Origin of the sequence: Leptospira sarikeiensis, from assembly GCF_004769615.1 — a bacterium.
Lineage (GTDB): Bacteria > Spirochaetota > Leptospiria > Leptospirales > Leptospiraceae > Leptospira_B > Leptospira_B sarikeiensis.
The window spans coordinates 26,880-40,475 of record NZ_RQGF01000015.1 but is presented as its reverse complement, the minus strand read 5'-3'; the positions used below and the strand labels follow the sequence as shown (position 1 = coordinate 40,475).

The following is a 13,596-nucleotide window of genomic DNA, read 5'->3' as shown; positions in this document are numbered from 1 at the left end:
TTTCTCCTAAGAAAGAAATATAACTTGGAAACGAAGTGGAGCCGACCCGATTCTTGCGATTTTAATCCGTTAAAATAAAAAAGCCCGGAATTTCCGGGCCTTTCTTTTCGAAACAATAGAATGAAAAAAAATTAATCTTCGATCACGCTCATTGCGTATTCGGAAATCGCGTCCCTTCTTTGTTCTGCAAAGTCTTTATGGAACCAAAGATTTTGGATCTTAGAAGCTTCCTTCTTATTCCCGATCGTAATCTTGGTCATACATTCATCCACTGCAAACTTCATCGCTTCTTTACCGGTTTCTCCGAGTCCTTTGTTCCGTTTTTTGCGAACGATTTGTCCTCCGGATTTATCCACTCGTTTTACTAAAGCATCATATTCCTTATCGTCGATACAAAACATGGTCTCTGTCTTTTTAGAATCTCCCATTTTAACATCCACCTCGTATAAAGGTGCGCTCGAAATATGGATCAGTCCTAACTCGAAAAGTTCCGGCCAATATTCGTAAAAGAAAGAAAGCATAAGAGAACGGATCGCGTATCCGTCAAAATCCGCATCAGTGATGATACTTACCTTATCGTAATTTAGTTCTTCTATAGATTTTACTTTTTGGTCTAGAGGAAGTCCAAGGATCGCAACGATGTTTTTTAACTCTTCGTTTGCGATTGCCTTCGCAAGAGAAACTCCCTTACAGTTCATCGGCTTTCCTCTAAGAGGGAATAGACCGTGAAGTTTCGGGTTTCTTGCAGGGCGAAGTCCCGCGATTGCGGAATCTCCCTCAGCTACAAATAAAACTCTGCCCGGGTCATTCGGTTTTCCGGTAGGGGGCATGAGTTTCGGAATATTCATCTTACTTGCTTTTTTCAAACCGCGTTGTGCGTCTTCGAAAGCTTTTAATTGGGTACGTTTCTCCATCTGGAGTTTTACTTCTTCCAATAATGCGGTTTTCTTAATGAACTTATCTAAGTGTTTGTCCACCGCGTTACGGATATCTTCGTTTAGATCGTTGATCAGATAAGATTTATCCTGAGATTTAAAACGAGGATTCAGAAGTCTTGCATTCACATACATATGAAAACAGTTACGAACGTCGTTACGAGTACAGCTTGTTTTAAGCTTTTTCTCCAAGGATACGATTTGGCTTTTTTTACGGATCTCGTCGCAAAGTCTGTTTTCCAGATATTCGATTGCTGAACCGCCCTGAGGAGCAAAGATAGAGTTTACCCAAGTCAGGTTTTTATTTTGGCCGATTACAAGGTACGCTTCTAAATGCAACTGTGCTGCCGAACTTGGAGCGTTATAATCCAATTTGTAGTAAGTTAGTTCGGAATGGGAGAAGATCTCATCCAGACCCTTTTTGAACTTATACTTTTCCTTCTTACCCTTATGAACGAATTGCACTTCCAATCCAGGATTGGTCATTGCGATATCCTGTAGATACTGCTTCATCAGATCCACATTGAAGGATACATCCAGATTATTGAAATATTTAGGACTAAGTTCGAATTCTACGGAAGTTCCGTGTTCTTCTTTTCCTGCTTTTTCGATTGCTTCAATCATATTCGTTTTTTTGCAAATAGGCAGAAGTTTTTCGATCTGATCTTTTGTAAGAGTAGGGCAATCGTCGAATTTTCCGTGCTCGTCGAAGTATAAGAAAACTTTTTCCGTATCTTCTTTGGAAAGTTTATAAGAACGGATCTGCTTTTTAGCGTCTTCGTGAAGAGAGAAAAGTTTTTTGAAAGTGGTTCCGCCGTTTGTGGTTTTTACTTTAAAGTAAGAAGAAACCATTCTTACCAAAGAGATACCCACTCCATTCTGTCCGGCCACATGGTCTTGTTTTACGTGGTCGTCGAAATTCTCTCCGTACATCAAATGCAGGTATACACCTTCTGCGTTCTTTGCAGGAATTCCTCGCCCATTATCGGCTACAGTAACGGTTTTTTTGTCGGAAGATAATTGGATGATAAGTTTGGACATCTTATCTTTTTCAGGGATAGACTTGTCCTTTTGGTTTTTGCGGTATTCGTCCACCGCATTCATACATGCCTCGTCCAAACATTTTAATTTGGCAGGAACATCTTCCAATTCTTCGTGTACGATCTCGTACAGATTATCGCTGTTCTTACGGAAAAAATGCTGCTCGAATGTGGAAGCGGAGTTTTGCCCCAACCACATTCCGGTCCTCATCCTTACGTGTTCAACGTTGGAGAGTTTTTTGAAGTTCCGTTCCCCTCCGGTCGCGGACTTCTTTTCGGTTTTGGTTTTAGCAGTGCTCATTCCTTGTCCCATTTACCCTTCAGCTCGGTTAATTCTCCGATCATGAATTCGGTTAATTTTTTATCTTCTTTTACAAGCCCTTGGTATCTGGAAAGGGCAGTTTTTGCCTCTACGATCGCTTCCTCACATTTGCGAACTTCTTCTAAAGTCATTCTGTAAATCGGAATAGATGCGAGCCATTCGTAGTATTTGAATTTTGCTTTTTCGAGTTTGTCTTCGAAATCTTTTTTGGATTTGATCCCGACCACTTTTTCGTTCCATTTTTCTTTGATGAAACGGATCAACTCCGAGTTTCTCTCGATTTTCTCTTCTTCCAAACCTGCAAGACGTTTAAATCTGCGGATGAGGTGAGTCTTTCTGAAATCACAGAAACGTTTGATGATCTCTTCCGGTCCGAAATTTTTCAAACGACCATCATAAGTGATTACGTTGTTTGCTAAAGTTTGGGTATCTTCTTTGGAGAATAAAGCAGAGATCTCTTTCGCGGTCGGCTTTTCTCCCTTTTTATAATTTAGTTCTATGCGGAAAGTTTGGCTGGAATGATCCACATAGTCTTTGAGCCAACTATCTTTTCTTTCTAATATATCGTCTAGAAGATTGATTACCTTTTCTCTGTTCCAATTCATCGGAGAATCGGTTAGATATAAATTTTCGCCTTCCCAAGTAAATGCGAAGGTAGTGGTCATGGTGATATTACCGGCTTCGGTCTTCGCCATTTTCACTTCGCCCTTGTAATCCTTGTACCAAGGTTTGAGAGGAAGTGGTTTTTTAGTTTTGAGATAATTAACTTGGGAGTTGATGATATCCGAAAGTTTATGACCCGGAATAAAACAACGGAAACCGGTTGCGATTCCCATAATATTATTTAGTAGAACGATCGGAACTTTTCCTACAAAATGGATTGGTTCTTCTTCGGTCTCATCATAATTTTTTACGTAATCGATATCAGGCAAACTTTCGAAAAATCCCAGATCTTTTACGAAGTCTGAAAGTTTTACCTCAGTGTATCGAGGAGAAGCGATTGCACTTGGATCCAATACGTCTCCGAAGGTTCCTTCTCCAGCTACTAAAGGTTGATTATTTGCGAATGTAAAGTCCTGAGCCATCTGAGAAAGCGCGTCTTGGATGGATCTGTCACCATGCGGGTGATATCCCATCGCTAGTCCCGCGACTTTTACAGTTTTAGTATATCGATTGCGAGCGTCTGAATTCCACATTGCCCAAAGAATTCTTCTTTGAACCGGCTTTAAACCGTCGATTTCGTGGGGAATTGCCCGGGAGTCACAGACATAACGAGAATATTTTCTCTGATCGTCGTTGACTTGGTCCTCGAACGGAACTTTTGGGAAGTTTTCTTTGCCTGATTTATTGGAATCTTTCATAGGACTTTTATAGCCAAAGGATTTTAGGACGGTTTTACTGTCAACTTTTTAAAGTACTACCTGAATTCGTACAGACTTTTTAGGAAGAAATCGACTCGGTTGCAGTAATTCTTACTTTCTCGGTGGGAAACACAGATAAGGAAAGAAAATTTCCCAGTTTTTCCTTGAAGATTCGAGCGAAAACATAGAGTTTTTCAAGAAATCCCCTTTTTCGGCCTGGAATTTTTTGGAACCAAAGTCTCGATTTTATCTCACAGCTAGATTTTATTATCTGTGTCTTTCCTTTCTGTTTCTTCTGATGTCCTGTTCTCTTTTGACGGAATGGGGTGAAGAAAAACCCTTGGTTAGTGATCTTCCGAGCATAAGAATTTATTCGAATGCCAGTTGGATCTCGGCAAATTCTGAATCTTTCCGGAATCAACCTGGTCATCTGCGCTATTTAGTATTACAAACGCTTCCATCTAAGGAAAAAATTTGGACCGGAGAAGTGGACCTTTGGGAAACAAGAGAAGATTTTCAAACTTCTCTCCCAAAGGGGATCGTTTTTCCTAAGCTGAGTTTTAGGGCTTCCATATATACGGGTTCTGCAAAATTAGAAGATGGAGAACCATCCTTTCCTAAACAAATTTCTTTCCACCCACAAGCAGTGCAAACTTGGAATTGGGAAGGAGAAACTCTTAAGTCAGGGGCACAATCTTCTTCTCCCAAACAATCTGCTCTTTCAGATTGGGGGCTCTTATATAATTTTTCTCAATCCGGTATCGTATGGGTCGCAAAAGAATATAGAAGTCTGGGAAAAAATATAGAATTGAATTGGGAGAATGTAAGGAACAGTCGAGTAAGTCTTAGCACTGATTATACAAGCCCGTCCGGTAAAAGTTTTCCTTATGCAGACTACGATTATAAGAATCAGATCTTTCAGTATATCTCCTCAGCGGGAGCTCGCATGCCTGTCTGGACATTTAAAGAAGAAGGAGAATATCGTTGGGCTTGGGGAATTCTTCCGGAAGACTTAATTTCTTCTAACGGCCTTTCCAAATGGAAGCAAAAGAAAAAAGAGGAATTTGTATCCCTAGATTTTTATGATACTACGAATAATATTCCGTTTACTGCCTCGGCCGATTTGAGGAACTATCCAATCATCCTCTTAAAAGATTACGATAATGTCAGAAAATAAGGAAGTTAGAACTAGGTTCGCACCGTCCCCAACCGGTTTTCTTCATGTAGGCGGAGCTAGAACCGCATTATTCAATTACTTATACGCAAAAGCTCAGGGCGGAAAATTTTTATTAAGGATAGAAGACACGGATCAAACCAGATCCACGGAAGAATCCTTCAAGACCATCCTTGAATCCTTAAAATGGTTAGGGATAGAATGGGACGAAGGTCCTCATGTAGGAGGTCCTTACGGCCCTTATATCCAATCCGAAAGAATTTCTATCTATAAAGAATACACTGAAAAGCTGATCTCCGAAGGAAAGGCATATCGTTGTTTCTGTACTCAGGAAGAATTAGAAGCAAAGAAGAAACAAGCGGAGGCAATGGGAGTTCCATACGTATACGATGGACTTCATGCGAATATGAGCGAGGCGGAAGTCCAAGAGAAACTGAAAGCCGGAACTCCTTATTCAGTACGTTTTAAAACTCCTTCTAAAACTTTGATCTTCGATGATATCATCCAAGGAAAAGTAAAGTTCGAGACTAAGCTAATTGGAGACTTCATCATTGTTAAGTCCGATGGATTCCCTTCATACAACTATGCTGTGGTTGTAGATGACGGGCTCATGAAGATCTCTCATGTGATCCGAGGAGTGGGTCACCTTTCCAATACTCCTCGCCAGATCTTGATCTATGAGGCTCTAGGTTTTCCTGTTCCTGAGTTCGCTCACGCCTCCGAGATCGTGGGTATGGATGGGAAAAAATTATCCAAACGCGCTGGTGCGACTTCTATATTAGCATTTCGTGATTTAGGATATCTTCCTGAGACTTTCCTAAACTATATGGCTCTACTGGGCTGGACTTCTCCGGATGGACAGGAATATTTACCTGGAGATATTCTTCCTAAAACATTCGATGTACATCGTTGTTCCAAATCTCCTTCTACTTTTGATGTGTTTAAAAAACCGAAAGGGGACGAAGAAGTTGCGACCAACTTCTCTAGCTTAGAACAAATTGCAGAAGCGATGAACCCTAAGTCCAAACTCAATTGGCTTTCGAATAAATATATCCGAGAACTTCCGATAGAACAAGTTACCGAAAATCTGGTGCCTTTTATCCAGGGTCGGAACGATATTCCAGCAGAATATAGAGATCCTAAAAACAAAGAATTACATTCTCTCGTGGATAGTGTGAGAGTGTATCTGGATAATTTACGCCAGGCTCCGGACTATATCGCGGAATTTTTCGTTTCGGATCTCCAAGTCGAGGAAGGAGAAGCGAAAGAAATTCTTTCCCAAGAATTTTCTTCCAAAGTTGTCTCCGCTTTTTACGAATTACTCAAAAAGTCCGACCCAAAAACCGATGAGGATTATAAAGCGCTCATGTCTCAAGCGGGAGAACAGACCGGCCAAAAAGGAAAGACCCTATTTATGCCGATCCGAGTTTCCGCTACAGGCAAGGCTCACGGACTGGAGTTACCTATCCTTTTCCCTCTCTTAGGGAAGGAAAAGCTACTCAAACGAATAGAGAAAACCTCGGTACAAGTCGGAATTTCTTTACCTTAGAGTTTTTTCGGGGGTTTTTTGTTGCAAAACCCCCCTTTCGGTCTGTATTACTATAGTAGAGGGATTCTCCAAATAGAAATGAGGGATACGGCCGATTCACTTTTGGTAAGGCATCATTCGGGTTCGTACGTAATGTTCCTGCCTCCAGATTTGGCTAGCATTCGAGAGTTCAGACGAGCTCTTCGCCAGTCGTTGGAAGAGAATACCTTTGCCTCGAGAGATATCCAACAGATCGAGTTGGCAGCAGACGAGGCTCTCACCAATTCAATTTCCGCAAATTATAATTCCAGTTCCGAAGAAACCATCATCTGCAGATGGATCGTAAACGATTCCAAGTTTACTTTATGGATCGTTGATTACGGTTCCGGATTAAAGAAGGAGAAGATAGAAGAGCAGATGACTGAAGCGAAACCTTCTTCTCTTCAAGACTTCTTAAAAAAAGTAAAAACCTACCAAGAAGGAAAATGTGAAGTACTTCCTCATAGAGGAAAACCTACCCAACATAAAAATTTGGGGAAAGGCCTACTCATCATGCAATCCTTAATGGACTCGGTCAAGATCATGTATCATTGCGGAGAAGGAAGGATCTCTTCCGATCCGAACGATACTAGTATCCGAGGCTCTATCATAGAGCTTGGCTTCGATTCCAAAAAACACGCGCTTTGACTCTTAACGAATACGCAAATTTCCTTTTAAATTCGGACAAGTTAGAGGATAAATTATATTCTCCTGAAAAAATGCCTGAGGATATTCTCTGGCCGGATTTTATTCCGAACGATCGGCCCGCGAGAGATCTTAAGATCCAATTCTCCGATAAAAAGATCAAAATGCCCAGAGTGGAACATTTAAACCAAGAGGAGAATCGAGTTCTTTCTCTTCATCATTTTGCGAATCACGAACTTATGGCCGTGGAACTTTTCGCCTGGGCAATATTAAAATTTCAGAATGCTTCCGCTTCTATCCGTAAAAGCCTTTATAAAACGATTTTGGAAGAACAAAAACATCTAAGATTATATTTGGACTCTATTAGAGAATGGGGGATGGATCTGGGAGACCGCCCTTTAAATTATATCTTTTGGAAACAAACTCCGAATATGCAAACCTTGCAGAAGTTCTTTGCGGTAATGGCATTGTCATTCGAGGGTGCCAATCTTGATTTCTCCCTTCTTTACCAAAGGGCTTTCCAAAAGTTCGGGGACACAAAAAGAGCGGACATTATGGAGATCGTTCATAAGGACGAGATCCGACATGTAAAACGAGGAGTGAAAGTAGTTTATTCGGACGGAGTTTCAGGGATCGATCAATGGGAGAAATACCTGGAATTATTGAATCACCCGTTCACTCCTAGAAGAGCAAAAGGTTTTTTATACTTTCCTGAGCTTAGAATAAAAGCGGGATTCTCCGCCGAGTTTGCAGAAGCTTTAGGAGCATATCAGGACGAATACGAAGGAAGTACGAACGCAAGGATCGTAAAGAATGTGCTCGGAATGGAGACCATTTAGACCTCGTAAATCGATGGACATCTACTTTTCTTAGAAAGAAGCTGTAGTTCAGAATATGTTTCGTTTTGTTTCTTTGTTTAAAGTAATCGTTCTTTTTTCCTTTTTTAGCTTATTCATTGCATGTAATTCCAAGACTCCTTCCGATTCAAAGATCATATCTTTAACGATCCAAGAATCGGAAGAAAAGAGTCCGGATGTTGTCCTTAAAAAACTAGGGAATCTGGACGAAGATCCTGACCTGGAAACTTTTGCTTTGGTCCGGAATGGGACCGAAGAGATCTTAGCGGTTTTTAAAAAAGAAAACGGAGAATGGGCTCTTAAATCCAAGATCGGATTTAATCTTTTGAACATAGGTCCCTTTATTCACGACGCGAAGGCTTCTTCTTGGAAAGCCGGTGAAGACGAGAATTCTAAAGAATCCGGTTATGTAGTTAAAAGAATTCTAATGGAAGAACTTCCTGGAGATTCTTTCAATTCTTTGTTCTTGGAAGTTTTGAGTGAAGAACCTCCTTTAGGGCTTTTTTCAGTTCCTTATGTGATCCGTAAGGGAGAGAAAATTTTGGATGGTCTTGCTTCCTTAAAAGATCATCAATTTTTAGCAAAATCCAAACGGATCGACTTCTCTTATAATAAAGAAGAGAAGAATCTTACTATTTTTCCGAACAACAGGACATACGCTCAGAATTTCAATTTTAACGGTTGGGAATTGGTTCCGGATGTTCCGAATGTTGCAGCCCCGGGTTTACTGAGTGTAGAAGCTCCGGCAAATTGGACCAAGGGAGTAGCATCCGAAGTTGTGATCTGGTTTAAGAACAGAGGATCTTATTCAGGAACTACTTATATCAGTCTTTCTTTCCCTCAAGGTGGAAAGGTAGAGATAGATTCCGGAAAAGAAGGATTGAGATATTATTCTCCAGGATCTTCCGTATATTCTTTTGAAAAAAAATATATCAATTCTAAGTTTCCTCTATTAGAAATTACAAAAGAAGGTTGGGCGAGAAATCATAAGTACGGAGTTCGTTTTAAATACACTCCGGATGCCGATGGAATTCCAAACATGCTTGTTCGCTCCAGTTCTAAGTCTTATCGAGATACCGTAAATCTTCCTACTGATTTTAGTTCTGTAAAAACGGAAGTAGATCAGCAAGGTTTCAAAAGTTATCCTTTGGCATTGGTGTCCAGAGGGAAGGCAAAATAAATTTCGGATAAAGCCGTGAGCAGTTTCGAAGAAAATAAACTCAAACACGCCAAAATAGAAGTGGTCCGTGCTCAGGTGGAGAGATTCCGCAAATTTTATGCGGACTATTTTCATTTGGAAGAGACCGTTCCTATGGTGGAGTATTTTTTCGAGACCATCTATAATCTGGATGGAAAAGAAGCTTGGATGCATCTGGCCTTGGATACTTATCAAAAAGTTAAAGGTATGATGAAAGAGTCCACCAGAGCGAATTTGGAAACTCTTATCGAATTAAATAATCTAACGGATCATTTGGATTCTGAAATGGCAAAACTTCTTGTCCAAAGAGATTGGGATGGTAAAAAACTAAGCCGAGAAGAATACGACGATCTGTACAAAACCTTCGGCCATAAGGAAGAAAGAGAAAAACAATTGGAGATCGTTCTTCATAACCTAAGGACCTTCTACGAGCTTGCTCATAAACCTATCTCTGCGTACTTGATCCGACCTGCTAGATTTATGGCGTCATTGTTAGGTGTTTCTCTTTTATTCGATTCAGTAGAGAAGGCCTATAACGCTGTTTTACCTGTATCTCCTGAAATTTTTGTTTCTTTTATCGAGCAAGTGGAGAGAAGAGAGTCGGAATACCTACAGGCTGCGTTTCAAAATGGGACCGGGCCTAGGGAGCAATCTGCTTGAACGGAAGATCTCGCTTTTCCAGATACAAAAAGACCGCTGAGCCCTTAGAGGAAAATAGGGACAGATGGCTTTTAACGTATGCGGATATGATCACTCTTCTTCTCGGTCTTTTTATTATTCTATATTCCATTTCCCAAGTAGACCAAAATAAACTGAAACAAGTCGCAGATCTTGTGAGAGGCGGTTTTGGTTTGGGCGAATCTTTTTTTGAAGGCTCCAATATCACATTAGAAGAAGATCCTCTATTACAACCTCGCACTCAATTATATCGTTTCTGGGAAAGGATCTCTTACGCCTTAAAGAAGATGAAAGAGAAAACGAAATTATTTATAGGTATCAACGAAACGGAAGAGATTAGGATCCAAGTATTCGCGCCTTCTTTGGGAGAAGGGGATTTTCATCCGGACGAGGATATTGACTTCACTTTTAAAAAAGTGGCCGAAGTCGCTCAAGGTATGGATGTGGACATCACTTTGAGAGTCCAAGTCCCTTATGCGGAACAAGCCGGACAAGGTTTTAGGAATATCTGGGAATACAATGCTCATCGTGCAGGATTGATTGCTGAAACATTAGCTGAAAAATACGGTATCTCAAGAGAAAGATTATCCGTTCAAGCCTATCATGGATTCAGAAAACTAGGGCCGGAAGAAGGGCCTAGTCCGGAGATCAAAGCTTCTCAAGAAAGAATAGAGATCATCATTCGTAAGCGTGGAAAGGAAGAATAAGGAATGGTCCTTAAAATGAATAAATCACTGGTTCCTTTAAGTCTAGTATTAGTATTATTCGTTGGAATTTCAACATCCGCATGTTCTAAAAAGAAAAAGGTTTCTGCGGCAGTGGAAACCATTTGGAAAACAGATCTAGATGGAGTTCCTAATTCAAACGGATTTGCTTGGGTATCCAAGTTCTGTGAAAAAGTTAGGGAATGTGCGGATCCGGATATGAAAAACTTGGACCCGGACTCAGCGGCAATTCTCGAAAAAAGATTAAGAAAAGACTTTTGTTTAGAAAAATTTAAAGAGACTAAAGTTTACACATTGGCTTCTCAAGAACCGAAAGTAACTTTGGATAGAACCGTTTCCTGTTTGAAAAAAGCAACGGAGGCCGATTGCTCCTTGATCAAAAATGGAGTTTCGGAACTTTCCGGAGATTGTAAATGGTTACATGCTCTTCAAAATTCGAAAGAGTAATATAAAAAGGGCTTCAATATAAATATGCCCCGGCTAATGCCGAATCCGTGGAAAAAAGATACGATCTGAAATTTTCGGAGGCGAACCTTGCTCAGAGGTATCAAAAGACTCAATCGATATGAGAAAAGGCTGCTAAGGATCGCCAAATTAGGCGGCAAGCTTGTAAAGATCCAACAAGCAGGTTTTTCCCGAAGAACGGATGAGGGATTCCGTTTCCCTATCTATAGCCTAGAGATCGGAACCAAAGAAGGTTTGGAAAAACATCCGGTGGGGATCACTGCCGGAGTACATGGTCTCGAAACTATTGGGATCCAGATCTTAATCGATTTTTTGGAATATATCATTAACCCTAAATCTACCGGTTATCTTCCTGAATTAAAAAAAGGAAAATTAGGACTCGTCATTATCCCGATCGTAAACCCTGGGGGAGTTGCCGCAAAAACAAGGGCAAATCCAGGAGGAGTGGATCTGATGAGGAATTCGGGGATCGATGCTGAGAAAGCTTTACCTTTTTTCGGAGGCCAAAAGTTCTCTAATAAACTTCCTTATTTTAGAGGCCACGGTTTAGAGCCCGAATCTAGAACTCTTTCTCGAACCGTGTTCGAAAAATTCTTTCATATAGAAAATTCGATCCTTCCTGTTTTAGATCTGCATTCTGGTTTTGGGACCGTAGATAATGTTTGGTGGCCTTACGCATACACTCATAAGCCTTGTCCGGATACACCATTATACGAAAAGCTCGCTTCTCATTTAAAAGATCATTGTGGGCATATTAATTTTGCTTACGGCCCTCAAAGTGAGAGTTATACGACTCATGGAGATCTATGGGATAAGTTTTATGATCATTACCAGGATCTATATTCTGAAAAACAAGATTGGGAATCTAAGTTTTTGCCTTTAACATTAGAAGTAGGAACTTGGTCTGACATCAAAGAAGAACCGATGAAGCTATTTTCGAAAAAAGGAATATTCCGACCTGCAGAGCATAATAAAAGTGAAGTACTAACCAGATACAGGGGATTCTTACGAGATTTTGTACGTTTAGGACTTACTAAACCGAAAGATTGGATTTAACTAGGTCCTAGTTTTTCTAAAATTTCGGAAGGTGTTTCGTAAATTCCTTGGCTCTTATAGATCCAAGCGAGTTTATCCAGTTCTTTTAAATGTTCCAACACCTTGGTATCTTCTAAACTTGGGGTTTTTCTTTTTAGTTTTTTTAGTTCCGTAAAGAACTTACCGTTCTCTCGATTTAAATCCAATAGATGATTCGATAATCCGATACAAGGGCAGGCCTTCCCATCGATCCACATTCCGCATTCTTTGGATAGGAATTCGGATAGTTTTCTTTTAGAACGGGAGAGTTTCTGACGAAAGTTTTCGGAACTGATCCCTAATATTTCGGAACCTTCTTCACTTCCCATCCCGTAGACTGTGGATAGAACAAAAACGACCCGATCACTCGCGTTCAATTTTAATAGAACTGCATGCACACAACCGAATCGGATCTCTTCTTCTAAAATTTTATCTTCTATCTGATCTTCAACGGATACAGAATTCGGTTTGGATAAATATTCTTGCCGGACCCGACTCAAATGAATGATGTTTTTAGGTCGTTTAAGAGAAAGCAAATGGTTGCTAGCAATAGAATAAACCCAGGTAGTAAATTTACTTTCGAATCGAAATCCGGAAAGTTTATTAGATATTTTTAATAATATTTCCTGAGTTGCATCTTCTGCTTCGTGAGGATCCCAAAGTATCCTAAGAGAAAGATTAAAGATATAGTCTTGGACTTTCTCTAAAAGATTTTCCATCGCCCTAGGTCTTCCTTCTAGGGCGATCAGGATCGTATCCGTAAATTCGTCTTTTACCGATACGTATTTTTCCATTTAAGCAGAGATCCCTTTTTTCCTAAGATAATGCTCTAGATTTCTTGCAGCTTCGGAGCGGACTTTTCCTTGTACTAAAGGTGTCCATCCTAGTAAGATACCTGGCATTCCTAAAGCCATTCTAGTCCATTTCCAAAAAGGAAATCTATCTTTTTGTTTTACCACTTTTCCATTTTTGAAGCTGAATTCTGTTCGAATATGGTTTTGGACCTGGCGACCTGTTTTGGAAAAGAGATATTTTGCTACCCAATATGCCTTTCCGGTTTCAGTATCCGCGCTTGCTTCTACTAGTTCAATACTTGCATTCGGATCCATTCTTTCTGAGAGCATAGCCCACATTCCAGATACTGCGCCACCTTTTAGATTAGGGAACACTGGGTCGGAAAATTCAACTTCTTCGGAGTAAAATTCCGAAAGATTTGCTGAGTTTCTGGATCCGAAGTTTTTATAAAAGTCTCTGATTTTCGTTTCGTTAGGATGCATTTGTCATTCCTCGATTATTTCAATATAGTAGGATTGGTTCGAACTGTTTACTGTGACAGGTTCAGAGAAAAAAAACGGGAAAATCTCGTTAGTACTGCAAAAAATAATCCAAAATGATTATCCATTTGGATCGATTTGGATAAAGAACCAGATAAAAATAAAAAAAGGCCCGCCAAAATAGCGGGCCTAAAAATGATTCGGATAAGCGGATTAAACTCATCCGAGGCAAGGCGAATAGTTAACGCCGCGTCGGCGCAAAAATAAACTCTCGTTACTTA

General features: G+C 40.3%; 13 protein-coding genes. 9 read left to right on the top strand and 4 right to left on the bottom strand.

Going from position 1 to position 13,596, the window contains the following annotated elements:
- Nucleotides 1–131: 131 nt before the first annotated feature.
- The gene (locus EHQ64_RS07745) at nucleotides 132–2,276 is read right to left on the bottom strand and encodes a toprim domain-containing protein (RefSeq protein ID WP_135648918.1); all 2,145 of its coding nucleotides are present in this window, start codon (nucleotides 2,274–2,276) and stop codon (nucleotides 132–134) included.
- A complete protein-coding gene (locus tag EHQ64_RS07740; RefSeq protein ID WP_135648917.1) occupies nucleotides 2,273–3,658 on the bottom strand; it encodes a DNA gyrase subunit A in 1,386 nt (461 codons plus the stop codon). Before EHQ64_RS07740 ends, EHQ64_RS07745 begins: the two co-directional genes overlap by 4 nt.
- 298 nt (nucleotides 3,659–3,956) lie before the next feature.
- Here EHQ64_RS07740 and EHQ64_RS07735 point away from each other — a divergent pair, with 298 nt between their 5' ends.
- From EHQ64_RS07735 to EHQ64_RS07695, 9 genes are all read left to right on the top strand, one after another.
- A complete protein-coding gene (locus EHQ64_RS07735) occupies nucleotides 3,957–4,835 on the top strand; it encodes an LIC_13346 family putative lipoprotein (RefSeq protein ID WP_135648916.1) in 879 nt (292 codons plus the stop codon).
- Nucleotides 4,822–6,381, top strand: a complete 1,560-nt coding sequence (gltX, locus tag EHQ64_RS07730; protein ID WP_135648915.1) for a glutamate--tRNA ligase — start codon at nucleotides 4,822–4,824, stop codon at nucleotides 6,379–6,381. The genes EHQ64_RS07735 and gltX overlap by 14 nt, the downstream gene beginning before the upstream one ends.
- A 78-nt stretch (nucleotides 6,382–6,459) precedes the next feature.
- Nucleotides 6,460–7,047 carry an ATP-binding protein gene (locus EHQ64_RS07725; protein WP_210410826.1) on the top strand — a complete coding sequence of 196 codons (588 nt, stop codon included), beginning with the start codon at nucleotides 6,460–6,462 and terminating at the stop codon, nucleotides 7,045–7,047.
- Nucleotides 7,044–7,883 carry a DUF455 family protein gene (locus tag EHQ64_RS07720; RefSeq protein WP_135648914.1) on the top strand — a complete coding sequence of 280 codons (840 nt, stop codon included), beginning with the start codon at nucleotides 7,044–7,046 and terminating at the stop codon, nucleotides 7,881–7,883. Before EHQ64_RS07725 ends, EHQ64_RS07720 begins: the two co-directional genes overlap by 4 nt.
- Nucleotides 7,884–7,938: 55 nt before the next feature.
- Nucleotides 7,939–9,081, top strand: coding sequence for an LIC13341 family surface-exposed protein (locus EHQ64_RS07715; protein ID WP_135648913.1), 1,143 nt, complete (start codon nucleotides 7,939–7,941; stop codon nucleotides 9,079–9,081).
- 15 nt (nucleotides 9,082–9,096) lie between these two features.
- The gene (locus tag EHQ64_RS07710) at nucleotides 9,097–9,759 is read left to right on the top strand and encodes an FFLEELY motif protein (protein ID WP_135648912.1); all 663 of its coding nucleotides are present in this window, start codon (nucleotides 9,097–9,099) and stop codon (nucleotides 9,757–9,759) included.
- Nucleotides 9,756–10,484, top strand: a complete 729-nt coding sequence (locus tag EHQ64_RS07705) for a flagellar motor protein MotB (protein ID WP_135648911.1) — start codon at nucleotides 9,756–9,758, stop codon at nucleotides 10,482–10,484. Before EHQ64_RS07710 ends, EHQ64_RS07705 begins: the two co-directional genes overlap by 4 nt.
- A gap of 15 nt (nucleotides 10,485–10,499) precedes the next feature.
- Nucleotides 10,500–10,949, top strand: coding sequence for an LA_2478/LA_2722/LA_4182 family protein (locus tag EHQ64_RS07700; RefSeq protein ID WP_246048632.1), 450 nt, complete (start codon nucleotides 10,500–10,502; stop codon nucleotides 10,947–10,949).
- Between the two features lie 87 nt (nucleotides 10,950–11,036).
- Entirely contained in the window at nucleotides 11,037–12,023 is a 987-nt protein-coding gene (locus EHQ64_RS07695) for a M14 family zinc carboxypeptidase (RefSeq protein WP_135648909.1), read from the top strand.
- On the opposite strand, the gene EHQ64_RS07690 is transcribed toward EHQ64_RS07695, so the two are convergent.
- Entirely contained in the window at nucleotides 12,020–12,835 is an 816-nt protein-coding gene (locus tag EHQ64_RS07690) for an RNA polymerase sigma factor (protein WP_135648908.1), read from the bottom strand. The two genes, EHQ64_RS07695 and EHQ64_RS07690, sit on opposite strands and share 4 nt — an antisense overlap.
- The gene (locus EHQ64_RS07685) at nucleotides 12,836–13,318 is read right to left on the bottom strand and encodes a nuclear transport factor 2 family protein (RefSeq protein ID WP_135648907.1); all 483 of its coding nucleotides are present in this window, start codon (nucleotides 13,316–13,318) and stop codon (nucleotides 12,836–12,838) included.
- Nucleotides 13,319–13,596 lie beyond the last annotated feature (278 nt).